Source organism: Blautia sp. HCP3S3_C4, assembly GCF_052064095.1.
Taxonomy (GTDB): Bacteria; Bacillota; Clostridia; order Lachnospirales; family Lachnospiraceae; genus Blautia_A.
The window spans coordinates 169,392-194,714 of the sequence record NZ_JBQHWF010000005.1; the positions used below are offsets into that span (position 1 = coordinate 169,392).

Consider the following 25,323-nt stretch of genomic DNA (forward strand, 5'->3'; position numbering starts at 1 on the left):
GACGTATATACGTCCGGAGTGACTGGCGCAGAGTATGATGCAGGAATGAAACAGCTTATGAGTAATAAGGAGATTATCGTTCCCATTTTGCAGATGACGGTGCCAGAGTTTAAAACGTGCTCACAGGAAGAAATTTTACAGTGCTTAGACATTTCTTCTATTACAAAAGATGATTTCGTAAGTGATATACCAAATGTAGAAAAGGATCTGAGATTAACAAAAGAAGACAGTGAACTCTCATCTCTTGTGGAGAAACTGGTGAGGTTTGATATTCGGTTTAAAATAATAAATCCAAAGTTATCTACAGAGAAAATAAGAGTGAATTTACATATTGATATGGAAGCGCAGAAAAGCTACCGTCCAAGTAATCCGTCATACCCTATATTAAAACGTGCAGTATATTATGTGGCCAGAGACCTTTCATCTCAGTTAAGTACTATTACGCAGACTACAGATTATTCAAAGTTGGAAAAATGTTATTCCATATGGATCTGTGCGGAGGATGTGCCAAAGAAACTGCAGAATACATTGACGGAATACTCTTTTTCGAAGAAGGATATTATAGGGGTAGCAGATGAACCTGAGGAGGATTATGATCTCTTAACAGTAATTATAATCCGACTGGGAAAAGAAACAGAAGAAAAAGGAATATTTGATTATCTGAAAGGGCTTTTTACTGGTGATATAAAGAGAATACAAAGATATTCACATATAGAATGGTCAGAACCATTTCAGGAGGAGGCGAGCAAAATGACAGGATTTGGAGATATGATTTATGAAAGAGGAATACAGCAAGGAATGCAACAGGGAATGCAACAAGGCCGTCATGAGGGAATGATTCTGGGGGCTCTCATGAGTGGAAAAACTCCAGAAGAAGTTTCGAAGATGTTGAACTTGCCTTTGGAAGAAATAAAAAAAGTTCAGGAACAGCAGATGACTGTGAACAAGTAGTGAAAGTAAATTACAGATATAAAATTAATTGGGAACTGGGAGCATTAATCAAGCTAATCATAAAAGAGGCTATGCACATTATACGTGCATAGCTCCTTTTGCGTTGGTATTTATGCATTGCGAATATCTGCCTGAAATCAATTTTCTGATTTTAATGTGTCTTCCAGGAATTTCACCGCATCTCTGACACAGTCATCACAGGAGCGGATTACCTTTCCGGTCTCCACGCCCTTTAAGTCTTTACATATTACAGTTCCGTTCTGCTGTTTAAACTGATTCATGACAGAGCGGACAGTCTGAGAGGTTCCTGCTTTGTCCTGGTTAATAAGTCCTGCTACAACTGCAGCACCGGAGATTGCTCCGCATGTACCGGCCATAGTGCCAAGACCTGCACCGAATCCCTGTGTGATCTTTTTGAGTGTATCCTCATCCATAGATGCTTCTTTACAGAAAGAACAGGCCACAGCCTGTGCACAGTTATAGCCGTTATGTTTCTTTTCTACTGCTTTTTCACATCTTAAGTTTTCCATATATAAAATCCTCCTGTGTATAAATTTTAACCGAATCAAGTAAGTCCCCTGCTTGACTTGCGAAGAGCAATAAGCAGTGGGTGGGGACTTGAAGATATAGTTTATGATAGCACCTGACGCCTGTTTTTACAACCTTCACAAAAATTTTCAATTTACAAAGATTTTACTTTAGCGTGGTTTTACATTTAACTTTGGATTTCTATAATAGCACTTGTAAATGAGGTAACAAGTTATAAAACATAAAAATATAAAAAAGGAAATGAGCCTTTCACTTTATATTAAAAACATGGCTCATGGGAAGAGGAGAAAATTATCATGAAGAAAAAAATCGCAACAATCCTTACAGCAGCAGTTATCGGAGCAACAGCTTTCACAACAATCGTAAGTGCAGCAAGCGGAGACATCACAGTTGTATCCCGTGAGGATGGTTCCGGTACACGTGGAGCATTCGTAGAACTGTTTGGAATTGAAGAAGAAAAAGACGGTGAGAAAGTAGATATGACTACAGATGAAGCAAGTGTAACAAACAGCACATCTGTTATGATGACAACTGTTGCAGGTGATGAAAATGCAATCGGTTATATCTCACTTGGTTCTCTGGATGATACAGTAAAGGCAGTTAAGATCGACGGCGTAGAAGCTACTGTAGATAATGTTTCCAATGATTCTTACAAGATCGCACGTCCATTCAACATCCTTACATCTGATAAAGAAAGCGATGCAGCAAAGGATTTTGTAAACTACATTATGAGCTCTGACGGACAGAAGATCGTAGAGGACAACGGCTATATCAAAGAAGCAGCAGATGCCAAGGCTTATGAAGCAGCAGACGGAGTTTCCGGTAAAGTAGTAGTTGCAGGTTCTTCTTCAGTAACACCGGTTATGGAGAAACTTGCAGAAGGCTATGAAGCAGTAAATAAAGACGTAACTGTAGAAGTTCAGCAGAGTGATTCCACAACAGGTGTAAACATGGCAGCAGAAGGAACAGCAGACATTGGAATGGCTTCCCGTGAGCTGAAGGATGAAGAAAAGGATCTGGGATTGACAGCAACTGTGATTGCAAGAGATGGTATTGCAATTATCGTAAACAAAGATAATGATATTGATGAGCTGACAAGTGATCAGGTGAAATCCGTTTACACAGGCGAGACAACAACCTGGGAAGGTCTTGCAAAATAATTCAGTGAAGCATGATCACTGAATCAGAAGTCTGAACAGAATTGAAACATAAGAAAAGCGGTCCGCTTGCCGTGGAAAATAGCCAGGCGGACTGCTTTATGTGTGTATTTCTTTGAAAGGAAGAAATACATTTATAGAAGAAAGGTGTTATTTATGAACCATTTTAAAGAAAAAGGTATGAAAATTATCTTCATGGCTGCAGCCTGTACTTCAGTACTGGCAGTATTCCTGATCTGTGCATTCCTTTTTGCAAACGGAATTCCGGCTATGGGAAAAATCGGTCCGCTGAAGTTCCTTCTTGGTACAACATGGAAGCCTTCCAATGAAATTTTTGGAATTCTCCCCATGATCGTAGCCAGTATTTATGTTACAGCAGGAGCTATTCTTCTGGGTGTACCGATCGCATTATTTACTTCTGTGTTTATGGCACGCTATTGTCCAAAAAAAATCTACAGACCTTTGAAATCAGGAATTGAGCTGATGGCCGGTGTACCTTCTATAGTATATGGCTTCTTTGGACTGGTTCTCATCGTTCCCCTGATCCGACAGATTTTTGGCGGTACAGGAACAAGTATGCTGGCAGCCTGTATTCTTCTGGGAATGATGATCCTGCCAACTATCATAGGCGTGACAGAGTCAGCGATCAGAAGTGTACCGGAAAGCTATTATGAAGGCTCTCTGGCATTGGGAGCAACGAAAGAGAGAAGTATTTTCTGTGTTATGCTTCCGGCAGCAAAATCTGGTATTCTGGCAGCAGTGGTACTGGGAATCGGCCGTGCAATTGGTGAGACAATGGCGGTAGTCATGGTAGCTGGTAATCAGCCGAGAATGCCACAGGGAATCCTGAAGGGGGTTCGTACAATGACTGCAAATATCGTTACAGAGATGGGATATGCAACAGGTCTTCACAGAGAGGCTCTGATTGCAACAGCAGTAGTGTTGTTTGTATTTATCCTGATCATTAATTTAAGTCTTTCTTTATTGAACAGGAGGGCAGAACATGCAAATTGAGACAGCGGCAGCTATTGAGGCGCCAAAGGGTAAAAAACAGAATGAATCTTCTTTTGCAGATCAGATGAGATCCTATCTGAGACATCCGGGATCCGGTGTATTGGCATTGATCACATTTCTTGCATCTGTGCTGACCTTTGCACTGCTGGTATTTTTGGTTGGATATATCCTGGTAAAAGGTATTCCTTATCTTTCAGCAGATTTATTCAGCCTGAACTATACTTCAGAGAATCTGTCTTTACTGCCTTCTCTGATCAATACCTTTATACTTACAGTACTTTCCCTGGTGATCGCTGCACCTTTGGGAATCTTTGCAGCGATCTATCTGGTAGAATATGCCAGAAAGGGAAGTAAACTGGTGAAGGTGATCCGTATTACAGCGGAAACACTTTCAGGAATTCCCTCTATTGTATATGGTCTGTTTGGTATGCTGTTCTTTGTAACTGCACTTCACTGGGGACTGTCCCTTTTGTCCGGTTCTCTTACACTGGTAATTATGATCCTTCCACTGATCATGCGTACAGCAGAGGAAGCTTTAAAATCGGTTCCGGATTCTTATCGTGAAGCAAGCTTCGGACTGGGCGCAGGTAAGCTTCGTACTATTTTTACCATTGTCCTTCCGTCAGCAGTACCTGGTATTCTGGCAGGTGTGATCCTGGCCATCGGACGTGTAATCGGCGAAACAGCAGCCCTGATCTATACGGCAGGTACTGTGGCTGAGGTACCTCAGAACATTATGGGTTCCGGACGTACCCTGGCTCTGCACATGTATGTACTTTCAGGTGAGGGACTTCACATGAATCAGGCATCTGCAACAGCAGTAGTCATTCTGGCCTTTGTTCTGGTGATCAACTTCCTCTCCGGAGCTATTGCCAAAAGAATTGCGAAAGGATAAAAGAACATGAGTAATGGCACAAAAATAACAGTTGAAAATATGAATTTACATTACGGAAAATTCCATGCATTGAAAGATATCAATATGGCAATTCCGGAGAAAGAAATCACAGCATTTATCGGACCCAGCGGATGCGGTAAATCCACACTGCTTAAATCCTTAAACAGAATGAATGATCTGGTTGAGGGCTGTGTGATCACTGGTAAGGTTGAATTGGATGGAGAGGATATTTACGGAGATATGGATGTGAATCTCCTGAGAAAAAGAGTGGGAATGGTATTCCAGAAGCCTAATCCTTTCCCTATGAGCATTTATGATAACATTGCATATGGACCGAGAACTCACGGTATCCGTTCCAAAGCCAGACTGGATGATATTGTAGAAAAATCTCTCCGTGACGCGGCAATCTGGGATGAAGTAAAAGACAGATTAAAGAAAAGCGCACTGGGTATGTCCGGTGGCCAGCAGCAGAGACTTTGCATTGCCAGAGCACTGGCAGTTCAGCCGGAGGTACTTCTGATGGATGAGCCTACATCCGCACTTGACCCTATCTCAACTTCCAAGATCGAGGAGCTGGCGATGGAGTTAAAGAAGGATTATACCATTGTTATGGTAACTCATAATATGCAGCAGGCTACACGTATTTCTGATAAAACAGCTTTCTTCCTTCTGGGAGAAGTAGTTGAGTTTGATGATACTGATAAACTGTTCTCTATGCCTTCTGACAAGCGTACAGAGGATTATATTACAGGAAGGTTTGGTTGATTATGTCAAAGTATTTTGAGAGACAGCTGGAGGAACTGCATGTTCAGCTTATTACTCTGGGAAGCTATTGTGAAAAGGCAATTTCTCTTTCTGCAAAAGCGATTTCCGCAGTTCAGAATGAAGAGATGGCCCGCCAGGTATTTGATACAGATAGAGATATTGATGCAAAGGAAAGAGAAATTGAAAATCTCTGTATGAGTCTGCTTCTGCACCAGCATCCGGTTGCAAGGGATCTGAGAGAAATCTCCGCAGCTTTGAAAATGGTTTCTGATATGGAACGTATCGGAGATCAGGCTGCTGATATTGCAGACCTTTCTTTATACATTGCAAAAAATGCCACTTCTATTCCTGAAACCATTACAAAAATGGCAGAGGATACGGTTACCATGGTGACTGAAAGCGTAGATTCTTTTGTGAAAAGTGATCTGGAGCTTTGCAGGAATGTAATCCGTAATGATGATCTGGTGGATGATGCATTTAATGAAATTAAATCAAAGCTTGCAGATATGATCTACGGAGGAAATCTGGATGCAAAAACAGGGCTGGATCTTCTTATGACAGCCAAATACTTTGAGCGTATCGGAGATCATGCTGTGAATATTGCAGAATGGGTTGAATATTCTATTACCGGAGCACACAGAAATAACGAGCATCAGAATAATTAAAAACAAAGTTCCTTATCAGAAATCCTGGCAATGATAACAGGGACAGGCTATATCCGCAGGCGGGAATCGCTTGCGGATATTTGAGTATATCAGATATAATGATCAGAGAGCAGTGGAATCAGATGATTTTACCTGTTTGACGATTAACAGGAAAGGGAAGTGAAAAAATTGACAAAAAAAATATTTAAGTCTACCATGCTGGTCTGCGCACTGGTTCTGGCAGTAGGGCTGCTTGCTGTCATGGGAATACTGTACAATGATTTTGACGGGCAGATGCGCGAAGAACTGTCAAAGGAAGCGCTTTATCTGGCATATGGAGTAGATCAGCAGGGAGTAGATTATCTTAAAAATATAAAGGACAAAAATGCAAGAATTACCTACATTGATCAGGATGGAACGGTTCTTTATGATAATAAGGCAGATGCCGCTGAGATGGAAAACCACAGTGACAGAAAAGAGTTCCAAAAAGCAGAGAAATATGGTGTAGGAGAATCTTCCAGATATTCGGATACACTTTCTGAGAAAACCATTTATTATGCTCAGAGGCTGAAAGATGGTACAGTTTTGAGAGTCTCCGGTACTCAGGATTCTGTGCTTGCCTTAGTTGAAAATCTTGTACTTCCTTTAGTTCTGGTTTTATTTCTGATGCTGATCTTATCCGGAATTATGGCATCAGTGATATCGAAAAGAATTGTAAAACCGGTAAATGAACTGGATCTGGAGCATCCGGAAGAGAATCAGATCTATGAGGAGCTTTCTCCGCTTTTAAGTAAGATACACAGACAGAATCGGGAAATCCAGAATCAGCTGGAGCTGGCAAAACAGCAGCAGGCAGAATTTTCGCTGATTACAGAAAATATGCAGGAAGGCCTGATCGTGATCGATAAGTATACTATGATTCTTTCTGCCAATTCCAGTGCCTGGAGTTTGTTCCGTGTGGATAAGGTGAGCCAGGGAGAAAGTGTTTACTGTCTGGATCGTGCAGAAGATTTCAGACATGCAATCGAGCAGGTACTTGGCGGGGAACATGCCGAATTGATACTGAAATTAAACGGAAGTGATATTCAGCTGATTGCCAATCCTGTGATACGCGGACAGAAAACAGAAGGTGCTGTGATTCTTCTTGTAAATGTTACAGAAAAGCTGGAGAGGGAGAATTTGCGGAGAGAATTTTCTGCCAATGTTTCTCATGAGCTGAAAACTCCTTTGACTTCTATCTCGGGATTTGCAGAGATCATGCAGGATGGTCTGGTGAGGGAGGAGGATATTCCCCAATTTGCAGGACGTATTTATAAGGAATCCCAGCGATTATTGCAGCTGGTTGAGGATGTGATTCAGATTTCCCAGCTTGACGAGGAAAAAACATCCTACACCTGGGAGCCGGTGGATGTTTATCAGGTTTGTAAGAATGCCTTTGAAAGTCTGAAGGAGAAGGCACAGAGCATGAATGTGCATCTTTATATCTGTGGGGACAGTATGAAGATGGAAGCAGTCCGGACACTTCTGGAAGAGGCAGTTTATAATGTCTGCGATAATGCCATTAAGTATAACCGAAATGATGGAAGTGTAAGCATTTTTCTGACTCAGACTGCACATGAGATACAGATTGTAGTCAAGGATACAGGAGTGGGAATTCCAAGGGAAGATCAGGATAGAGTTTTTGAGAGATTTTACAGAGTGGATAAAAGCCATTCCAAGGAGATTGGAGGTACCGGACTGGGACTTTCTATTGTGAAGCATGCGGTGGGCACGTTGAAAGGCAGTGTTATATTGCAAAGTGAAGAAGGGTGTGGAACGGAGATCTGTATGAAGTTTCCGAAGACCCATGTAGAATAAACGAAAATAATTTCGAAAATGTTTTGGGTATGCAGAGAGGGTGGTTTGTGGTAATATCGGATAAGAACAATATGAAGTAAAAGGGTGGAAGATTGCTTATGAAGAATTATAAATTGGATCTTGAGAGATATGCGGTATTGGCCAGACAGGCAACAGCGGAAGGCTGCGTTTTGCTTGAGAATGAAGGACAGGCTCTGCCTCTTAGAGAGGGCGAAAGGGTTGCTGTTTTTGGCCGCATGGCATTTCATTATTATAAAAGCGGACTCGGTTCCGGCGGTCTGGTGAATACAAGATATGTAGTGGGAATTCTGGATGCGCTGAAGGAGTGTAAAGAGATTCAACTGGATGAGAAACTGATGGGTATTTATGCAGACTGGATCAAAGAGAATCCTTATGATGAAGGTCAGGGCTGGGGGCGTGTTCCGTGGTCTCAGAAAGAGATGGAAGTTACAGAGGAAATGCTGGACTGTGCACGTAATAATGATGTTTCACTTGTTATTATAGGAAGAACTGCAGGTGAAGATCAGGATAATAATACGAAGCCGGGAAGCTATTGTCTGACTGAGACAGAGGAGGATATGATCCGGCGGGTCTGCCAGGTAAGCAAGCGAACAGTTGTAGTGCTGAACGTTGGCAATATTATTGACATGAGCTGGGTGAAGAAATATCACCCACAGGCTGTCCTGTATGCATGGCAGGGTGGACAGGAAGGTGGAAATGGCGTGGCAGATGTGCTGACCGGTAAAGTCTGCGCCTGTGGTAAACTGACAGATACCATTGCACAGAGCATCGAAGATTATCCCTCTACAGAGAATTTTGGAGATCCATTTAAGAATTATTATAAAGAAGACATTTATGTAGGTTACCGTTACTTTGAAACCTTTGCGAAGGACAAGGTGCTTTATCCCTTTGGATATGGATTATCCTATACAAGTTTCGGAATAAAAGCAGAGATCCTGAAGAATAGTGAAGAGGAACTTACAGTGGCAGCAGAGGTTGTCAATACCGGAGCTGTGAAGGGAAAAGAGGTAGTACAGGTTTATGCAAAAGTGCCCCAGGGTAAGCTTGGAAATCCGGCCAGAAGGCTGATCGGATTTGCGAAGACAGGGGAACTGAAGCCTGGAGAAAAGGAAGAAGTTGTTATTGTAATTCCTAAATATGACCTCACCTCTTATGATGACAGCGGCGTGACCGGTCATAAATCCTGTTATGTGTTGGAAGAAGGCACTTATGAGATTTTTGTGGGCAGCGATGTGAGAAGTGCAGAGTTTGCAGGATGTTACGAGGAGAAATTCCGTGTAGTTGAAAAACTGCAGGAGGCCTGTGCCCCGGTGGAAAAGTTCAGCAGAATGAAGGCTGTGCTGATGCCGGACGGAAGCTATCAGGCAGTGACAGAGGAAGTGCCTGTCCGTACTGTAGATCCTCAGGAGCGGAGAAAACAGAATCTTCCGGAAACTCTGGCTTATACAGGAGACAAAGGATATAAGCTGGTGGATGTGCTGGATGGCAAGGTATCTATGGAGAACTTTGTGGCACAGATCAGTGAGGAAGATCTGATCGCTATGTTCCGTGGAGAGGGAATGTGCAGTCCAAAGGTAACGCCGGGAACAGCGGCTGCATTTGGGGGTGTGACAGAGTCCATGAAAGCACTGGGAATTCCAGTGGGCTGCTGTGCAGATGGTCCCTCCGGTATTCGCATGGATTGTGGCACAAAGGCTTTTTCCCTTCCAAACGGAACTGCACTGGGATGTACTTTTAATACAGAGCTTGTAAGTGACTTATATGAGATGACGGGTAAGGAACTGCGTCTGAATAAGATCGATTCTCTCCTGGGACCTGGTATGAACATTCACAGAAATCCGTTGAATGGACGAAATTTTGAGTATATTTCAGAGGATCCCCTTCTGACAGGAAGGATTTGCGCAGCGCAGGTGAAGGCAATGGCCAAATCCGGAATTGGCAGCACCATCAAGCATTTCTGCGGCAATAATCAGGAAGTAGGAAGAAGTACTTCAGATTCTGTAATGTCTGAGAGATGCCTCCGGGAAATTTACCTGAAGGGCTTTGAGATGGCAGTGAGGGAAGGTGGTGCCCGTTCTGTTATGACTACCTATGGAAGCGTAAATGGACTTTGGACTGCGGGAAGCTATGATCTGTGTACAACGATCCTTCGTAAAGAGTGGGGATTTGAAGGAATTGTTATGACTGACTGGTGGGCAAAATCCAACTACGAAGGTCATCAGGCAGAAGTGCAGGTAAAGGCTCCCATGGTAGCAGCCCAGAATGATATTTATATGGTAGTAAGTGATGCCAAAGCAAATCCGGAGAAAGATGATGTGGAAGAAATGCTTCATGCAGGAAAACTGACACTGGGAGAACTGCAGAGAAATGGGGCTAATATTCTGGGATTCCTGTTAAAAAGCCCCTCTATTCTTCTTTTGACAGACAGAATCTGTGCACAAGAGCTGGAAGCTATGAATACAAAGGAAGCAGATGATGTGGATGCCGGTGATCTGATCGCCATTACCAGTGATCCTGAAACACAGGAGATGGTGGTGGATGGCAGTCTTCTTCATCCTGCAAAGGGAAATACTGATATTTTGGCAGTGACCAATGATTATATGGGAGAATTCACTGTGAAATTTGTATTGAGATCAGAGCTTGGTGAACTGGCGCAGCTTCCAATTTCTGTATTTATGGATAATATTCATAAAATGACAGTTTCTGTCCAGGGAACAAATGGAAAATGGGTAGAGGAAAGCCGGCCTTTTGACATGTCTTTTGGACACAATCACTATATTAAATTGTACTATGGAGCAGATAATCTGGAAATAAAAGAAATTTTATTCATTCCAAATAGGTAAGACCAATTACCGAAAAACTTGCAATCCACTTTAATTTGTGGCATAATTATACCAATGCTCAGGACCCGTTGGAAGATCATGGGATGCATGATATTTTCAGAGTGCGGAACGGCTGTTCAGAGAAGAGTGACAATTGACGGAATTAGAACAGTATGATGAGGAAAAGGGTATATGTCTGGTTTTACAAAAGAGATAATTGCAAAGACTTTTACGGAAATATTGGACGAGAAACCGATGTCCAAGGTTACAGTCAGGGATATTGTGGAGCGGTGTGGAGTGAACCGGAATACGTTTTATTATCATTTCCGTGATATTCCGGATGTAGTAGAGTTTATTTTGAAAAAGAAATGGGACGAAATCCAGGAAGCACCTCAGGAAAAAAACTCTATTCTGGAATGTATGGAGGAAATGGTGTCTTTGGTCAGAGATAACCGTAAGCTGATGCTGAATGTATATAAATCGGTGAAGCGGGACACCTTTTTGATTTATATGAATGATGTTATCCTATATATTATCACGGAGTACTTTAAAAAGAACAGAAATAAATTTCAGCTGGAGGAAAATGAAATCCAGATACTGGTCAGGTATTATAAATGCCTTTTTGTGGGAATATTGATAGAATGGCTGGATCATGGATTGAAAGAGGATCTGGGGACAGAAATGCGCCAGGCTGCTGAAGTGATGGAGAAGCACCGGGAACTGCATACAGTTATGAATGGATTTTAACTTAGACAAAATAAAGCTCATGTCTGATTTTTGGACAGGAGCTTTTTTTTGTCTATTTATTGTTAATTTTATCACAGCTATAATAACAGACATAAAAGGAATGGCTGTAAAATAATATGGAAGGGGGAGAGAAAGATGGATGCATTGAAACAGTTAAAGCTGGCAAAAAACGGATATATTGTTATGTCAATTTTATTTATGATCCTGGGGATTTGTTTGATCATCTGGCCTGATTGTTCTATGGCAGTATTCTGTACAGCGGTGGGAATCATGCTTATAGCATATGGCTGTATCAAAATCATAGGATACTTTTCCAGGGATTTTTACTGTCTGGCATTTCAGTTTGATCTTGCATTCGGAGTGCTGTTGGCAGCTGTGGGTGTGATCATTATTGTACGGAGAAATCTGGTGGTGAACCTGATCTTTGGAATCTTTGGGGTTCTCATACTTGCGGATGCGCTTTTCAAAATCCAGATGTCCATAGATGCCAAGAAATTCGGATTAAGTCTCTGGTGGAGAATCTTACTGATGGCGATTCTCACTGGTGTTCTGGGAGTATTACTTCTGATCAGGCCTTTTGAGGCTGCAGAGGTTATGATGATCCTGGTGGGAGTTTCTGTTCTGTTTGAGGGAATCCTGAATCTGTGTGTTGTTATTTATACAGTGAAAATCATTAAAAATCAGAGACAGGATATCATAGATATGGACGAGTATTAAATAAATACTACAAATACTACATTACAACAAGGAGGAGTAATATTATGAATATTATGGATAAAGCAAAACAGGCGGCCCTGATCGCTGCCGTTAAAACAGGATTAGGTTATCTTGAGAAGGATCCTGAAGTAAATATACCCAAATTAATGGAGCTGATTGATAAGGTTGTTCCGGATGGCTGGTATGAAAGCCAGAGAAACGCGATCAGAAATGCAATCCAGGATAAAAATAGTAACTGGTACAAATTGATCCTGAGAATCTATGAACTGGATCCGGGTGTACGTGAGTCATTTTTCACCAACTTTATCATTAATGCAAGCCTGAAGGGCAGTGCCATTCAGGAAGAGGTATCTGAGAAAAATAACTGTAATGTACCATGGGCGATTCTGTTGGATCCTACCAGTGCCTGTAATCTGCACTGCACAGGATGCTGGGCAGCAGAATATGGACATAAGTTGAATCTTGATTTTGACACCATCTGTTCTATTGTAGAGCAGGGCAGAAAGCTTGGTACATACATGTATATTTATACAGGCGGTGAACCTTTGGTCCGCAAAAAAGACCTGATTCGTATCTGTGAGAAATATCCGGACTGTGAGTTCCTTTCCTTTACAAACGGAACTTTGATCGATGAGGAATTCTGCCAGGAAATGCTCCGTGTAAAGAACTTTGTTCCGGCAATCAGTCTGGAAGGTTCTGAGGAAGCAAATGATGGACGCCGTGGAGAGGGAGTATATGCCAAGGTTATGCATGCTATGGAATTGCTGAAGGCTCACAAGCTTCCCTTTGGTATTTCTACATGCTATACCTCTGCCAATGTGGACAGTGTAAGCAGTGAGGAATATTTTGATAAAATTATTGACTGTGGGGCTCTGTTTGTATGGTTCTTCCATTATATGCCAACCGGAAACGATGCAGTAGTAGAGCTGATGCCAAATCCACAGCAGCGTGAGAAAATGTATCATCAGATCCGTAAATTCCGTCAGACCAAGTCTATTTTCAGTATGGATTTCCAGAATGATGCAGAATATGTAGGTGGATGTATTGCTGGTGGAAGACGTTATCTCCATATCAATGCAAACGGTGACGTAGACCCTTGCGTATTTATCCATTATTCCAATTCCAACATTTATGATAACACACTTCTGGAAGCACTGAAGAGCCCGATCTTTATGGCATATCATGACGGTCAGCCCTTCAATGAAAATATGCTCCGTCCGTGTCCGATGCTGGAGAATCCGAAGCTGCTCCGCCAGATGGTAGAGAAGTCCGGCGCTAAATCAACAGACCTTCAGTCTCCGGAAACAGCAGAACATCTCTGCGCAAAGTGTGATGCCTATGCAGAGCATTGGGCTCCGAAGGCAGAGGAGTTATTTCATACCAAATAAGAGTAAAAAGTAACTTTCATATATAAAAATGTTAACTCAAATTTAGCTAAATAGTCAGAAAGAGTCTTTTGTTCGGTTGTTGCAGGCCGGACAGAAGACTCTTTCTGCATTGAACGGAGGAGATGAGATGCTACGCCGGATACTGCTGAAGCTGGGATAAATGTGAAAAATAACTTGTCTGGAAGGACAATAAGTATTAAAGTTATATAATTGAGAGTGTACTGTGAGCGAATGAGTGACTTATCATATTGGCAGGAGGAATAAAATGTTAAAGACATTTTTGGTAGAGGATGAAGTGGTGATCAGAGAGATGATCAAAAAGATGATTCCCTGGGAGCAGTACGGGTTTGAATTAGCTGGGGAAGCGGCAGATGGAGAGATGGCTTTGCCGCTAATTTTGAAGAGTAAGCCGGATCTTCTGATCACAGATATTAAGATGCCGTTTATGGATGGTCTGACTCTTTGCAGATTAGTGAAGAAAGAGCTTCCGGATATCCGGATCGTTATACTTAGCGGGTATGATGATTTTAATTATGCAAAACAGGCTATCAGCATAGGGGTAGAAGACTATCTTCTGAAACCTATCACGAAAAATGCTTTTATAGAACGGCTGGAAGAAATACATAATCGTTATGAACATGAGAAGACACAGAGGGAATACTATGAGAAATTTCGCCTGGAAATGCAGGAATATGAGAAAAATGCCAGCAGGGACTTTTTTGAGACTCTTGTCCGGGCAGATTCTGACCTGGCAGAGCTTTACAGGAGAGCAGATAAGCTAAATCTGGACATTGTAGCAGAAGCATATAATATTTTGATTTTTACTCCGGATACTTCAGAGGGAAACTATAATTCCTATGAAGAATGTTCTGACTGGGAAGCAGAGGTGCAGGATAAAATTAATACTTATTTCCTAAATCATCCGGTGGCAATTCTTTTTAGGCATCAGGTATTCAGCTATGCGATCCTGGTCAAAGGACAGAAAGATACAATAGAGAAAAACACAGAGGAATGTGTGAAAGCAATACAGGATATTATGGATCAGACAGAGGAAAGGACAGACTGGTTTATTGCAGTGGGAAAATCGGCAGATCGTCTGAGCATGCTTGGACACAGCTATCGTACAGCTGTCAGAGCCAATTCCTTCCGTTATCTGTATGATGGACATATTCTGGATTATCAGTCACTGGAAGCTCAAAAGGAAAATCCATCCGATTCACGCAGAGAGGATTCTGTACAATTAAGGAATGTGAATATCAATGCCCTGAATCCGGCAATTCTCCAGAAGTTTTTGAGCAGTGGACTGGCAGAAGAAGTGGATGATTTTATCAGGGATTATTTCAATGCAATTGGTCAGGAACCGATGGGTTCTTTGGTTTTCCGCAATTATGTGGTGCTGAATGTCCGGTTTTCTGTATTGTCCTTCCTGAAAAAGCTGGGCTGTGATGACAGTGAAATATCCGGGCAAGAGATGGAAAATATTATGGATGAGACTGGAAAAACTATAGAAGCAGCAGTGGCTTACTGTGGAAAGATACTGAAAAAGGCTATTGCACTCCGAGATGAAAATGCGGGAGATAAGAATCGCAGTGTATTAAAACTGGCTGTTGATTTTATTGACCATAATTATATGGATGAGGAAATTTCACTGAATAAGGCTGCACATGTGGCAAATGTCAGTGCCAATCATTTCAGTGCCCTGTTCAGTCAGAATATGGGACAGACTTTTACAGAATATCTTACAGATCTCCGGATGAGTAAGGCAAAAGAACTCTTGCGTTGTACAGCTATGCGTTCCAGTGAGATTGCAGGAGAGGTGGGATATAAGGATGCCCATTATTTCAGTTATCTGTTCAAGAAAACCCAGGGAATGACTCCCAGCGAATACCGTAAAATGAGAGGAGAGGCCTGACCTATGTCTAAGCATAAAAAAGGGCCGGAGAAAAAGAAAGCAGAACCTGGAAAACTGGAGTTTAAAATGAGATGGATGCTTTTCAGCACTATGATCCCTATGGCAGTTCTGATCATAGTGCTGCTTGCTTTTTTCTGGCAGTATACCAATGAATATAATAAATTATCCAATAATCTGGCTGTAAGCAGTGAGTACAATGCCAACTATAAAAACTCAAGTAATGATATGAGTTTTAAGGCGGAAGTAGATATGGACATCTACTATGTGACGATCGGACGTAAAGGGAAAGATGATCTTCCGGTGAAGCAGGTGAATAAAGCGATTGAAACGGTGGAACGACTGAAAACCACAACTACAAAGGAGGAAAGTCTTCATTCCCTGAAATATCTCACCAATTATCTGGAAAATCTGAAAACCCGAATGAATCAGCTGCTGGAGATCCGGGATTACCAGAAACGTCAGGAATTTATGGAAAATAATACGGTGATCCTGACTACGTTGTTTGAAAAGGAAATGCAGAACTATATTTATCAGGAGGCCACTCAGCTGGTGCAGGTGGAGTCTCAGCTGGCAGGAAATGTACGTCTGACCTTGATGGCAATGTGTGGGGTACTTCTGGTTACCATGTTATTGCTTTTTAATCGCTCTTTCCGGTTGACCTATAGTATTACGAAGCCAATTTCTGAGATCCTTCATAACATTAAAAAGGTTGGAAAAGGGGAGTACAAGAATATTGCTCCGGTAATTGCGGACTGCATTGAGATCCAGGAGTTGGATGAAGGAACGCGAAAGATGGCAGGAAGGATCGAAGGCCTGCTGGAAAATGTGCGAAAAGAACAGGATGCCCAGCATCTTACAGAGCTGCAGCTGCTTCAGGCGCAGGTCAATCCCCATTTTCTCTACAATACGCTGGATACCATTGTCTGGCTGGTAGAAGGAGGCATGGAGCAGGATGCGGTGGATATGATCACCAGCCTTTCGGTTTTTTTCCGTACTTCCTTGTCAAAGGGAAAAGATATTATTTCGCTGGCTGAGGAGGAACGCCATACGTTGAGTTACCTGGAGATCCAGCAGTCCAGATACAGGGATATTATGGAATTTGAAATCAGAATTCCCAAAGAACTGGAAGGAGTCATGGTACCTAAACTGACCCTTCAGCCGCTGGCAGAAAATGCACTTTATCACGGAATCAAAAATAAGAGAGGTAAGGGTAAAATCCTCATTGAGGGATTTGATCTGGGTGAAGATATGATGCTCAGAGTTACTGATAACGGGCAGGGAATGACACCGGAGCGATTGAAAGAGGTTCAGGATGCTATCTGTACAGGAGAACGGGCCGGATTTGGACTGGCAGCAGTATCTGAACGAATTGCACTATATTATGGGGCCGGATATGGACTTCGAATCTCATCTATAGAAGGAGAGGGAACTGTGATAGAAGTGTATCTGGCAAAACAGATAAAAGAAAAATAAATCCCATTTATATTTTATGCACTATGCATAGTAAAATAATTAACCTCTATCATAAAAAAACAAACTTTGTATAAACTGTGAACAAAATATGATAGAAGAACAAACTTTTTGAAGAAGATAATCTATGGAATATTTTATGGATTTTACTATAATAAAAACATCTTAAATGAATCGGGAGGATTTACAAAATGAAGAAAAAAATCGTGTCAGCTTTATTAACAGCAACTATGGTATGCGGTATGTGTGTAGTTCCTACAGTGGGGGTAGCAGCAGCGGACGACACAATCACAGTTGGTTTTTCACAGGTAGGTGCAGAATCTGACTGGCGTACAGCAAATACAGAATCCATGAAATCCACATTCAGCGAAGAGAACGGATACAACTTAATCTTCGACGATGCACAGCAGAAACAGGAAAACCAGTTAACAGCAATCCGTAACTTCATCCAGCAGGAAGTTGACTATATTGTACTTGCTCCTGTAACAGAGACAGGTTGGGATACAGTTCTCCAGGAAGCAAAAGATGCAGGAATCCCAGTAATCATCGTAGACCGTATGGTTGATGTATCTGATGACAGCCTTTACACAGCATGGGTTGGCTCAAACTTCAAACTTGAAGGTCAGAAAGCTATGGCATGGCTGGATGCATATCTGGAAGCAAAGGGACGTGGAGATGAAGAAATAAATCTTGTTGATATCCAGGGAACCATCGGTGCATCTGCTCAGATCGGACGTACACAGGGATTTGACGATGCAGTAGAGGCTCATGACAACTGGACAACACTTGCACAGCAGTCAGGTGAATTTACACAGGCCAAAGGTCAGGAAGTTATGGAATCTATCCTGAAACAGAGCGGTGATGACATTGATGTTGTTTACTGTGAGAATGATAACGAAGCATTTGGTGCAATTGATGCCATCGAAGCAGCTGGTTATGAAGTTGGTGGAGAAGAAGGCCAGATCCTTGTAATGTCCTTCGATACAACAAACGCTGGTCTTACAGATACATTAAGCGGAAAGATCACACTGGATACAGAGTGTAACCCATTACACGGACCACGTGTACAGGAAATCATTGAGAAACTTGAAGCTGGCGAAGAGGTTGACAAACAGGCTTATGTAGATGAAGAAATGTTTGCAGCTGATGATACAGTTACATCTATCAAAGTTGATGACGCTGACTATGAAGTAACAACTATTACACAGGACATCATTGATGGACGTGCATACTAATTATTAGTGTAAATCCGGAGCGTGGTTCATAATTCGGAGAAACCCGGGTTGCGGACCACGCTACCTTTATGCCATGAATTAACCCGCTTTGCTGAAAAAAATTCAGCGATGAGGGGTAAAAACCAGTATAGAAAGCAGGTGGAAAGATTATGGAACAAAATGTAGTATTGGAGATGCGCGATATTTCCAAAAATTTCACTGGCGTTCGTGCCCTTTCCCATGTGGACTTTACCCTTCGTAAAGGTGAGATCCACGCACTGATGGGTGAGAACGGTGCAGGTAAATCAACACTGATCAAGGTGCTGACCGGTGTTCACGAATTTGAAAGCGGTTCTATTCATATGGCCGGAAACAGCAATGCAATTTTAAATCATTCTCCGCAGGAGGCACAGGCAAACGGTATCAGTACAGTGTACCAGGAAGTAAACCTTTGCCCGAACCTGACTGTAGCCGAGAATTTATTTATCGGTAGAGAGCCGAGAAAGATGGGAATGATTGATTGGAAGCAGATGAATGAGCGCTCAGGAAAGCTTCTTGAGAGCCTGGACATTCATGTGCCGCCAACACAGATGCTGGAAGAATGTTCCATCGCTATCCAGCAGATGATCGCAATTGCACGTGCAGTTGATATGAAATGCCGTGTGCTGATCCTGGATGAGCCAACCTCATCACTGGATGACGATGAAGTTGAGAAGCTGTTTGTACTTATGAGAAGACTTCGTGACGAAGGAGTAGGTATTATCTTTGTCACCCATTTCCTTGAACAGGTATATGCAGTCTGCGACAGAATTACAGTTCTTCGTAACGGCGAACTGGTAGGAGAATATGAGACAAAGGATCTTCCGAGAGTTATGCTGGTTGCCAAGATGATGGGTAAAGATTTTGATGATCTTGCTGATATTAAAAGCGAGCACAAAGATAAGAAACAGGGAAAACCTGAACCTGTTATTGAAGCAAAAGGAATTTCCCATAAAGGAACCATTAAACCCTTCGACATTACTATTAACAAGGGAGAAGTTATTGGTCTTACAGGACTTCTTGGTTCCGGACGTTCTGAACTGGTTCGTGCAATCTATGGTGCAGATAAGGCTGAGACAGGAACCCTTAAGGTAAAGGGAAAAGAAGCAAAGATCAACAGTCCTCTGGATGCCATGAAACTTGGTATGGCATATCTTCCGGAAGACAGAAAAGCAGAAGGTATCATTGCAGATCTTTCTGTAAGAGAAAATATTATTATAGCGCTCCAGGCTAAACGGGGTATGTTCCATCCATTAAGCAGAAAAGAAATGGATGAAGCAGCCGATAAGTATATTAAATTACTGCAGATCAAGACTGCAAGCCGTGAAACACCGATCAAGAGTCTGTCAGGCGGCAACCAGCAGAAGGTTATCCTTGGAAGATGGCTTCTGACAAATCCGGATTATCTGATTCTGGATGAGCCGACCAGAGGTATTGATATCGGTACAAAGACTGAAATCCAGAAACTGGTTCTTGATCTTGCAGATCAGGGAATGGCAGTTACATTTATCTCCTCAGAGGTTGAGGAAATGCTCCGTACCTGTTCCCGTATGGCAGTTCTTCGTGACGGTCAGAAGGTAGGCGAGCTGGAAGAGAATGAACTTTCCCAGAGCGGAGTTATGAAAGCTATTGCCGGAGGTGACGATAAATAATGAATAAGAGTAAATTAAAGAAAATAACAAGTGCGCGTCTGTTTCTTCCTATCGTGTGTCTCATCGCCGTACTTTTGCTCAATGTGATCAAGACACCGGACTTCTTTAATGTATCTATCCGAAACGGCGTACTTTACGGTTATATCATTGACGTTATCAATCGTGCTTCAGAGCTGGTTATCCTTGCAATCGGTATGACACTGGTAACAGCGGCATCCGGTGGACAGGATATCAGTGTTGGTGCGGTCATGGCTGTAGCAGCTGCAGTTTGCTGCCAGATTCTTTCCGGCGGACAGGTTTCTGTAAATGAGTATCAGAATTCTATTATTATTGCAGTGATTGCAGCACTTCTTGCATCTGCATTATGTGGTGCATTCAATGGATTTCTGGTAGCTAAGCTGAATATTCAGCCGATGGTTGCAACTCTGATCCTTTATACAGCCGGACGTGGTATTGCACAGCTTGTAACAAATGGACAGATTACTTATATTCGTGTGGATTCTTTCAAGATGGCAGGTGGTTACATTGGAAAGTGTCCAATCCCAACTCCTATTTTCTTTGCGATCATCACAGTTTTAATTGTTTACCTGATCCTGAAGAAAACAGCACTTGGTCTTTACATCGAAAGTGTTGGTATTAATGGAAAGGCAGCCCGCCTTGTTGGATTAAATTCCACAATGATCAAATTCCTTACTTATGTCATTTGCGGCGTGCTGGCTGGTATTGCCGGAATCGTGGCATCCAGCCGTATCTATTCCGCAGATGCAAACAACATTGGTCTTAACCTGGAAATGGATGCTATCCTTGCAGTAGCACTTGGCGGAAACTTCCTTGGCGGTGGTAAATTCAGTCTGATCGGTTCCGTAATTGGTGCTTATACCATTCAGGCTCTGACCACAACACTCTATGCAATGAACGTAAAGGCTGACCAGCTTCCTGTTTATAAGGCAATCGTGGTAGTCATTATCGTTACTCTGCAGAGTGATGTATTTAAAAAATATATTGCCGGCTTAAAAGCTAAAAAGAGTGTGGCAGCAGAAGGAGGTCAGAAGTAATGAAAGCAAATGGAATGCAGAAAAAGAAAATGACAGGAAACGGCTTCCTGCTTCTGATAACAATCGCTTTATTTGCAGTAATGTATATTGCAGGTATGATCATCTTTGCTGACAAAGGTTTTGCAAAACCGCAGATGTTTCTGAATCTGTTTGTATCTAATGCAGGACTTCTGGTCATTGCATGCGGACTTACCATTGTAATGATCACCGGCGGTATTGATATTTCCGTAGGTTCTGTAACAGCTCTTGTTTGTATGGTTCTTGCAGATCTGATGGAAAACAAGGGTGTAAATACATATGTGGCAGTTTTAGTTGCACTGCTTATTGGTGTTGCTTTTGGCATTGTGCAGGGATTTCTGGTAGCATATCTGGATATCCAGCCATTTATCGTAACCCTGGCAGGTATGTTCTTTGGACGTGGTATGACAGCTATTATCAGCACAGATATGATTTCCATTAAGAATGAGTTATTCCTGAAATGGGCAAACTTCCGTTTCTATATGCCTTTTGGTTCTACCAATAAGAAAGGAAAATTCATTCCGGCTTATATTCCTCCTACAGTAGTGATCGCAGTGATCGTTGTTATTATCATTGCAGTCCTTCTGAAATACCGTAAATTCGGACGTAAGCTGTATGCCATCGGTGGCAACCGCCAGAGTGCATTAATGATGGGACTGAATGTTAAGAGAACAATGTTCCAGGCCTATGTGCTGGATGGGTTCCTTGCAGGTCTTGGAGGATTTCTGTTCTGCTTAAACAGTTGCGCAGGTTTCGTTGAGCAGGCGAAGGGCCTTGAGATGGATGCTATCTCTTCAGCGGTTATCGGTGGTACGCTTCTTTCTGGTGGTGTTGGTACACCGATCGGTACTTTGTTTGGTGTATTGATCAAAGGTACCATTTCCAGTCTGATCACTACACAGGGTACATTATCAAGCTGGTGGGTAAGAATTATTCTTTCACTGTTGCTGTGTTTCTTTATTGTGATTCAGTCAGTGATTGCTTCTATGAAGAAGAAAGCGAAATAAGTGATTGTATTATGAAACAAGCTGGGACTTTTGGGAGTCTTGGCTTGTTTTTTGTAAAAATACTTTATTTGTTTATAACTGTGAATTATGATGGTTTACTTGCCACGGGGAGAGTTTTATTTTATACTTTACACAATGGAAGTTATGTGAGAAATATGGCTTTACTAATGGTTGGGTATGTAGTACAATCGTAACTTATTATGCGTTTATTTTAGGAGGATTATTATACAATGTGGATTGCAGATGGATGGAAAGATTATGAGGTGATTGATACTTCCTGTGGGGAGAAGCTGGAGCGTTGGGGGGATTATCTTCTGGTGCGTCCGGATCCGCAGGTTATCTGGGATACGCCCAAGATGAATAAGGGCTGGAAGCATATGAACGGGCATTATCACAGAAGTAAGAAGGGCGGCGGTGAATGGGAGTTTTTTGATCTGCCGGAGCAGTGGGAGATTCATTATAAGGATCTGACCTTTCATTTAAAACCCTTTAGTTTTAAGCATACCGGGCTTTTTCCGGAGCAGGCTACGAACTGGGACTGGTTTGGCAATAAGATCCGTCATGCGGGACGTCCGGTGAAGGTTCTGAATCTTTTTGCCTATACAGGTGGTGCCACTCTGGCAGCAGCAGCAGCGGGAGCTTCTGTTACTCATGTGGATGCTTCTAAGGGTATGGTTACCTGGGCGAAGGAGAATGCAGTAGCATCCGGCCTTGGAAATGCACCGATACGCTGGCTGGTAGATGACTGTGTGAAGTTTGTGGAGCGTGAGATCCGCAGAGGGAATCAATATGATGCGATCATTATGGATCCCCCTTCTTATGGACGTGGACCGAAGGGGGAAATCTGGAAGATCGAGGATTGTATTCATGATCTGATCAAGCTGTGTACAAAGATTCTCAGTGATGAGCCCCTGTTTTTCCTGATCAATTCCTATACAACAGGTCTGGCACCGGCAGTTCTTACTTATATGTTGTCTACTGAATTGAAGAAGTTCGGCGGACATGTGGATTCTCAGGAAATCGGGCTTCCGGTAAGCTCTAATGGACTGGTTCTGCCTTGCGGTGCTTCTGGAAGATGGGAAGCTTAATTATGAAGGAACTTAATTTAAAACATGAAGCCAAGCGTTACGGCTGTGCGGTTCTGGCTGCAACGATTATGGCGTTGAATATTAAGACATTTGTTCGTGCAGGCGGTCTTTTTCCGGGAGGATTTACAGGACTTACTCTGCTGCTCCAGAATATTTTTCAGACATTTATGGGGATTGCAGTTCCGTATACGCTGATTAATGTACTGCTGAACTCTATTCCTGTATTTATCGGTCTGAAATTTATCGGAAGGAAATTTACCATCAGTTCTGTCTGTGTGATCGTGCTTTCCGGTCTGCTTACGGATATTATTCCCAGTCAGCCGATCACTTATGATACATTGCTGATCAGTATCTTTGGCGGTCTGATTAATGGATTTTGTATCAGTCTCTGCCTGATCGGTAATACAAGTACAGGTGGAACTGACTTTATTGCAATTTATTTTTCTGAGAAGAGCGGCAGGGATATCTGGAATTATATTCTGTGTGGAAATGCAGTGATTCTGACTGTGGCAGGTTTACTTTTTGGATGGGACAGGGCACTTTACTCTATTATCTTTCAGTTTACCTCTACTCAGGTGATTCAGATGCTGCATCAGAGATATAAGAAGCATACGCTGTTTATTATCACGAAGGAGCCGTATCAGATTTATGAGGAGATTTTCAAACTTACCAACCATACGGCAACACGTTTTGAAGGTACCGGATGTTACACAGACGAGAAGACCAGTATGATCTATTCTGTAGTCTCTACAGAAGAAGCGAAATATCTGGTAAAAAAGGTACATGAGATTGATCCGAAGGCTTTTGTAAATATTATCAAAACCGATTACATAAACGGAAGATTTTACCAGAAAACAGACTATTAATTACTTGTATTCCCTTCCTGTGAGCGTATAATATAAGATACAAGGAATTCTGTTCGTTCACGGGACTTTTGATTGAACGAACAGTAACCGGCACACAAGGAGGGCGATGTATATGGGTAATGCAGCAGAAAGCACACTTCCTCACGGCAATACCTCAGGCTATGACCGCAAAGCCTGCAGGACATGTGCCTGTTCCACCTGTTATGAGCAGGAGTTCTGCGACAGATGCAGCTCCTGTCAGAACCAGTCACGGAAATTAGACAGGTGCAATGCCTATGAGGGAGCATATAACTATTAACCTCAACACAATTAAGAAGTTGCCGCACATCCTGAGATGGACGGCAAACTGGACGAAGCCGCTGTGGGATATACAGCGGCTTTTGTGATTTATAACGTTTCCTTGAATTTACAGATTTGTAAAATATATCTGTTATAATAAATATATTCTATTATTATAAATTTTTCGGCATATGTTTTGGCTTATTGCTATTTTATAAAGAAACAGACATTCACAGAAGGAGAAAAGATATGATCGTATATCACTATTGTAGCTTGGATTCATTTAATTCTATTTTGAAACATCGCTCTCTTCGTCTGACAAATATTTTGAAATCCAATGATTCCATGGAGATCAGCTGGATCTGTCGATATTATGAAGCGGAATTTAAAAAAGCATATAAAAATACTTCGGATTTGTTCAAAGCCTGTATTTCACCGGAGAGATTCAGGGGTTATGTGAAGTTGTTTGCAGATGAATTTTTCGATGAAAATTATGCGGATTTCAGATATTATGTAACCTGTTTTTCCTATCAGAATGATCTGCTCAGCCAGTGGCGCGGGTACGCAGATGACGGACGGGGAGCTGCCATTGGATTTGATCTGGATGTGCTGAAGGAGATTACCACAGTCTCACCGGAGATTTCGAAGCCATCCATTGTGTCATTACATAAGATCAGTTATTCTGAGGCAGAGCAGCGGGAGGTTGTGCATCAGATCGTGAAGGAACTGATCGCTGAAATTGAGGAAATGCTGCAGAAAGAAAGGGAATATTCGGAAAATGCTAAGAACTCCCAGGACTGTAAAATAGAATTGCTTGATAATGTTATGAGCTGTTTTGAGAGAAAATTTATGGAATTATTTCAGGAATCAGTTTATATGAAGAATCCTTTTTTCAGAGAAGAAAGTGAAATCCGCTTATGTGAGTTTTCTCCTAAGCAATTTCTCATGGGAAGAGAGGTTAAGCTTTCCCAGGGAGCCCGCCTGCACAATTATTCTTATTATGTCAGGGAAAATCAGCTCATATCCTATGTGGATTTTGACTTTTCAGATTGCTTTGAAAAGCTGATCAGAGAGGTTGTTATAGGGCCGAAATGCCTGATGTCACAGCGGGATATGGAGTTTTATCTGGCTACACTGGGCCTTTCGGATTGTCAGGTAAATAAATCACAGGGAACCTATCGTTAAAGTATCATACA

General features: G+C 42.1%; 22 protein-coding genes. 21 read left to right on the top strand and 1 reads right to left on the bottom strand.

What is annotated here, in order from left to right:
• Nucleotides 1-99: 99 nt before the first annotated feature.
• Nucleotides 100-951 carry a hypothetical protein gene (locus tag ACTNC6_RS06915; protein ID WP_441043611.1) on the top strand — a complete coding sequence of 284 codons (852 nt, stop codon included), beginning with the start codon at nt 100-102 and terminating at the stop codon, nt 949-951.
• Between the two features lie 137 nt (nt 952-1,088).
• Here the strand turns inward: ACTNC6_RS06915 and ACTNC6_RS06920 are convergent, their stop codons facing one another.
• Nucleotides 1,089-1,481: a C-GCAxxG-C-C family protein gene (locus ACTNC6_RS06920; protein WP_441043613.1), complete on the bottom strand. Its 393-nt coding sequence runs from the start codon at nt 1,479-1,481 to the stop codon at nt 1,089-1,091.
• Between the two features lie 315 nt (nt 1,482-1,796).
• On the opposite strand from ACTNC6_RS06920, the gene ACTNC6_RS06925 reads away from it, so the two are divergent.
• The 20 genes from ACTNC6_RS06925 (at nt 1,797) to ACTNC6_RS07020 (ending at nt 25,312) form a co-directional block, all read left to right on the top strand.
• Complete coding sequence (locus ACTNC6_RS06925; RefSeq protein ID WP_441043615.1) at nt 1,797-2,660, top strand: substrate-binding domain-containing protein; 864 nt, start codon at nt 1,797-1,799, stop codon at nt 2,658-2,660.
• Nucleotides 2,661-2,813: 153 nt separating this feature from the next.
• Entirely contained in the window at nt 2,814-3,671 is an 858-nt protein-coding gene (gene pstC / locus ACTNC6_RS06930) for a phosphate ABC transporter permease subunit PstC (protein ID WP_173743309.1), read from the top strand.
• A complete protein-coding gene (gene pstA / locus ACTNC6_RS06935; protein WP_441043617.1) occupies nt 3,661-4,566 on the top strand; it encodes a phosphate ABC transporter permease PstA in 906 nt (301 codons plus the stop codon). Before pstC ends, pstA begins: the two co-directional genes overlap by 11 nt.
• A gap of 6 nt (nt 4,567-4,572) precedes the next feature.
• Nucleotides 4,573-5,331 (top strand): phosphate ABC transporter ATP-binding protein PstB, encoded by a 759-nt coding sequence (pstB, locus tag ACTNC6_RS06940; protein ID WP_019163015.1) that lies wholly within the window; start codon nt 4,573-4,575, stop codon nt 5,329-5,331.
• Nucleotides 5,332-5,333: 2 nt separating this feature from the next.
• Complete coding sequence (gene phoU / locus ACTNC6_RS06945) at nt 5,334-5,996, top strand: phosphate signaling complex protein PhoU (protein ID WP_441043618.1); 663 nt, start codon at nt 5,334-5,336, stop codon at nt 5,994-5,996.
• Between the two features lie 168 nt (nt 5,997-6,164).
• The gene (locus ACTNC6_RS06950; RefSeq protein ID WP_441043620.1) at nt 6,165-7,832 is read left to right on the top strand and encodes an ATP-binding protein; all 1,668 of its coding nucleotides are present in this window, start codon (nt 6,165-6,167) and stop codon (nt 7,830-7,832) included.
• 98 nt (nt 7,833-7,930) lie between these two features.
• Nucleotides 7,931-10,696 carry a glycoside hydrolase family 3 C-terminal domain-containing protein gene (locus ACTNC6_RS06955; RefSeq protein ID WP_441043623.1) on the top strand — a complete coding sequence of 922 codons (2,766 nt, stop codon included), beginning with the start codon at nt 7,931-7,933 and terminating at the stop codon, nt 10,694-10,696.
• 171 nt (nt 10,697-10,867) lie between these two features.
• Nucleotides 10,868-11,422 (top strand): TetR/AcrR family transcriptional regulator C-terminal domain-containing protein, encoded by a 555-nt coding sequence (locus tag ACTNC6_RS06960; RefSeq protein WP_441033481.1) that lies wholly within the window; start codon nt 10,868-10,870, stop codon nt 11,420-11,422.
• A gap of 135 nt (nt 11,423-11,557) precedes the next feature.
• Entirely contained in the window at nt 11,558-12,139 is a 582-nt protein-coding gene (locus ACTNC6_RS06965; protein WP_441033484.1) for an HdeD family acid-resistance protein, read from the top strand.
• Between the two features lie 44 nt (nt 12,140-12,183).
• Nucleotides 12,184-13,527: a radical SAM protein gene (locus ACTNC6_RS06970; protein WP_441033487.1), complete on the top strand. Its 1,344-nt coding sequence runs from the start codon at nt 12,184-12,186 to the stop codon at nt 13,525-13,527.
• Nucleotides 13,528-13,792: 265 nt separating this feature from the next.
• Nucleotides 13,793-15,439 (top strand): response regulator, encoded by a 1,647-nt coding sequence (locus ACTNC6_RS06975; RefSeq protein WP_441043626.1) that lies wholly within the window; start codon nt 13,793-13,795, stop codon nt 15,437-15,439.
• A 3-nt stretch (nt 15,440-15,442) separates the two neighbouring features.
• Nucleotides 15,443-16,912 (top strand): sensor histidine kinase, encoded by a 1,470-nt coding sequence (locus tag ACTNC6_RS06980; protein ID WP_441043629.1) that lies wholly within the window; start codon nt 15,443-15,445, stop codon nt 16,910-16,912.
• 188 nt (nt 16,913-17,100) lie between these two features.
• A complete protein-coding gene (locus ACTNC6_RS06985; RefSeq protein WP_118247909.1) occupies nt 17,101-18,144 on the top strand; it encodes an ABC transporter substrate-binding protein in 1,044 nt (347 codons plus the stop codon).
• Nucleotides 18,145-18,293: 149 nt separating this feature from the next.
• Entirely contained in the window at nt 18,294-19,814 is a 1,521-nt protein-coding gene (locus tag ACTNC6_RS06990; RefSeq protein ID WP_173743299.1) for a sugar ABC transporter ATP-binding protein, read from the top strand.
• A complete protein-coding gene (locus tag ACTNC6_RS06995; protein WP_441043631.1) occupies nt 19,814-20,869 on the top strand; it encodes an ABC transporter permease in 1,056 nt (351 codons plus the stop codon). Before ACTNC6_RS06990 ends, ACTNC6_RS06995 begins: the two co-directional genes overlap by 1 nt.
• The gene (locus ACTNC6_RS07000) at nt 20,869-21,894 is read left to right on the top strand and encodes an ABC transporter permease subunit (RefSeq protein WP_216460710.1); all 1,026 of its coding nucleotides are present in this window, start codon (nt 20,869-20,871) and stop codon (nt 21,892-21,894) included. The genes ACTNC6_RS06995 and ACTNC6_RS07000 overlap by 1 nt, the downstream gene beginning before the upstream one ends.
• A 230-nt stretch (nt 21,895-22,124) precedes the next feature.
• Nucleotides 22,125-22,982, top strand: coding sequence for a class I SAM-dependent methyltransferase (locus ACTNC6_RS07005; RefSeq protein WP_441043632.1), 858 nt, complete (start codon nt 22,125-22,127; stop codon nt 22,980-22,982).
• Between the two features lie 2 nt (nt 22,983-22,984).
• Nucleotides 22,985-23,848, top strand: coding sequence for a YitT family protein (locus ACTNC6_RS07010; RefSeq protein ID WP_441033504.1), 864 nt, complete (start codon nt 22,985-22,987; stop codon nt 23,846-23,848).
• Nucleotides 23,849-23,960: 112 nt separating this feature from the next.
• On the top strand, nt 23,961-24,146 hold the full coding sequence (locus tag ACTNC6_RS07015) for a hypothetical protein (RefSeq protein WP_173743295.1): 186 nt from the start codon (nt 23,961-23,963) through the stop codon (nt 24,144-24,146).
• Nucleotides 24,147-24,376: 230 nt separating this feature from the next.
• The gene (locus ACTNC6_RS07020) at nt 24,377-25,312 is read left to right on the top strand and encodes a DUF2971 domain-containing protein (protein WP_441033508.1); all 936 of its coding nucleotides are present in this window, start codon (nt 24,377-24,379) and stop codon (nt 25,310-25,312) included.
• Nucleotides 25,313-25,323: the final 11 nt, after the last annotated feature.

What these genes read in the sequence shown, in the direction of transcription:
- ACTNC6_RS06920 (WP_441043613.1), bottom strand. Translation starts at nt 1,481, where the DNA reads ATGGAAAACTTAAGATGTGAAAAAGCAGTAGAAAAGAAACATAACGGC.
- ACTNC6_RS06925 (WP_441043615.1), top strand. Translation starts at nt 1,797, where the DNA reads ATGAAGAAAAAAATCGCAACAATCCTTACAGCAGCAGTTATCGGAGCA.
- pstC (WP_173743309.1), top strand. Translation starts at nt 2,814, where the DNA reads ATGAACCATTTTAAAGAAAAAGGTATGAAAATTATCTTCATGGCTGCA.
- pstA (WP_441043617.1), top strand. Translation starts at nt 3,661, where the DNA reads ATGCAAATTGAGACAGCGGCAGCTATTGAGGCGCCAAAGGGTAAAAAA.
- pstB (WP_019163015.1), top strand. Translation starts at nt 4,573, where the DNA reads ATGAGTAATGGCACAAAAATAACAGTTGAAAATATGAATTTACATTAC.
- phoU (WP_441043618.1), top strand. Translation starts at nt 5,334, where the DNA reads ATGTCAAAGTATTTTGAGAGACAGCTGGAGGAACTGCATGTTCAGCTT.
- ACTNC6_RS06955 (WP_441043623.1), top strand. Translation starts at nt 7,931, where the DNA reads ATGAAGAATTATAAATTGGATCTTGAGAGATATGCGGTATTGGCCAGA.
- ACTNC6_RS06960 (WP_441033481.1), top strand. Translation starts at nt 10,868, where the DNA reads ATGTCTGGTTTTACAAAAGAGATAATTGCAAAGACTTTTACGGAAATA.
- ACTNC6_RS06965 (WP_441033484.1), top strand. Translation starts at nt 11,558, where the DNA reads ATGGATGCATTGAAACAGTTAAAGCTGGCAAAAAACGGATATATTGTT.
- ACTNC6_RS06970 (WP_441033487.1), top strand. Translation starts at nt 12,184, where the DNA reads ATGAATATTATGGATAAAGCAAAACAGGCGGCCCTGATCGCTGCCGTT.
- ACTNC6_RS06975 (WP_441043626.1), top strand. Translation starts at nt 13,793, where the DNA reads ATGTTAAAGACATTTTTGGTAGAGGATGAAGTGGTGATCAGAGAGATG.
- ACTNC6_RS06980 (WP_441043629.1), top strand. Translation starts at nt 15,443, where the DNA reads ATGTCTAAGCATAAAAAAGGGCCGGAGAAAAAGAAAGCAGAACCTGGA.
- ACTNC6_RS06985 (WP_118247909.1), top strand. Translation starts at nt 17,101, where the DNA reads ATGAAGAAAAAAATCGTGTCAGCTTTATTAACAGCAACTATGGTATGC.
- ACTNC6_RS06990 (WP_173743299.1), top strand. Translation starts at nt 18,294, where the DNA reads ATGGAACAAAATGTAGTATTGGAGATGCGCGATATTTCCAAAAATTTC.
- ACTNC6_RS06995 (WP_441043631.1), top strand. Translation starts at nt 19,814, where the DNA reads ATGAATAAGAGTAAATTAAAGAAAATAACAAGTGCGCGTCTGTTTCTT.
- ACTNC6_RS07000 (WP_216460710.1), top strand. Translation starts at nt 20,869, where the DNA reads ATGAAAGCAAATGGAATGCAGAAAAAGAAAATGACAGGAAACGGCTTC.
- ACTNC6_RS07005 (WP_441043632.1), top strand. Translation starts at nt 22,125, where the DNA reads ATGTGGATTGCAGATGGATGGAAAGATTATGAGGTGATTGATACTTCC.
- ACTNC6_RS07010 (WP_441033504.1), top strand. Translation starts at nt 22,985, where the DNA reads ATGAAGGAACTTAATTTAAAACATGAAGCCAAGCGTTACGGCTGTGCG.
- ACTNC6_RS07015 (WP_173743295.1), top strand. Translation starts at nt 23,961, where the DNA reads ATGGGTAATGCAGCAGAAAGCACACTTCCTCACGGCAATACCTCAGGC.
- ACTNC6_RS07020 (WP_441033508.1), top strand. Translation starts at nt 24,377, where the DNA reads ATGATCGTATATCACTATTGTAGCTTGGATTCATTTAATTCTATTTTG.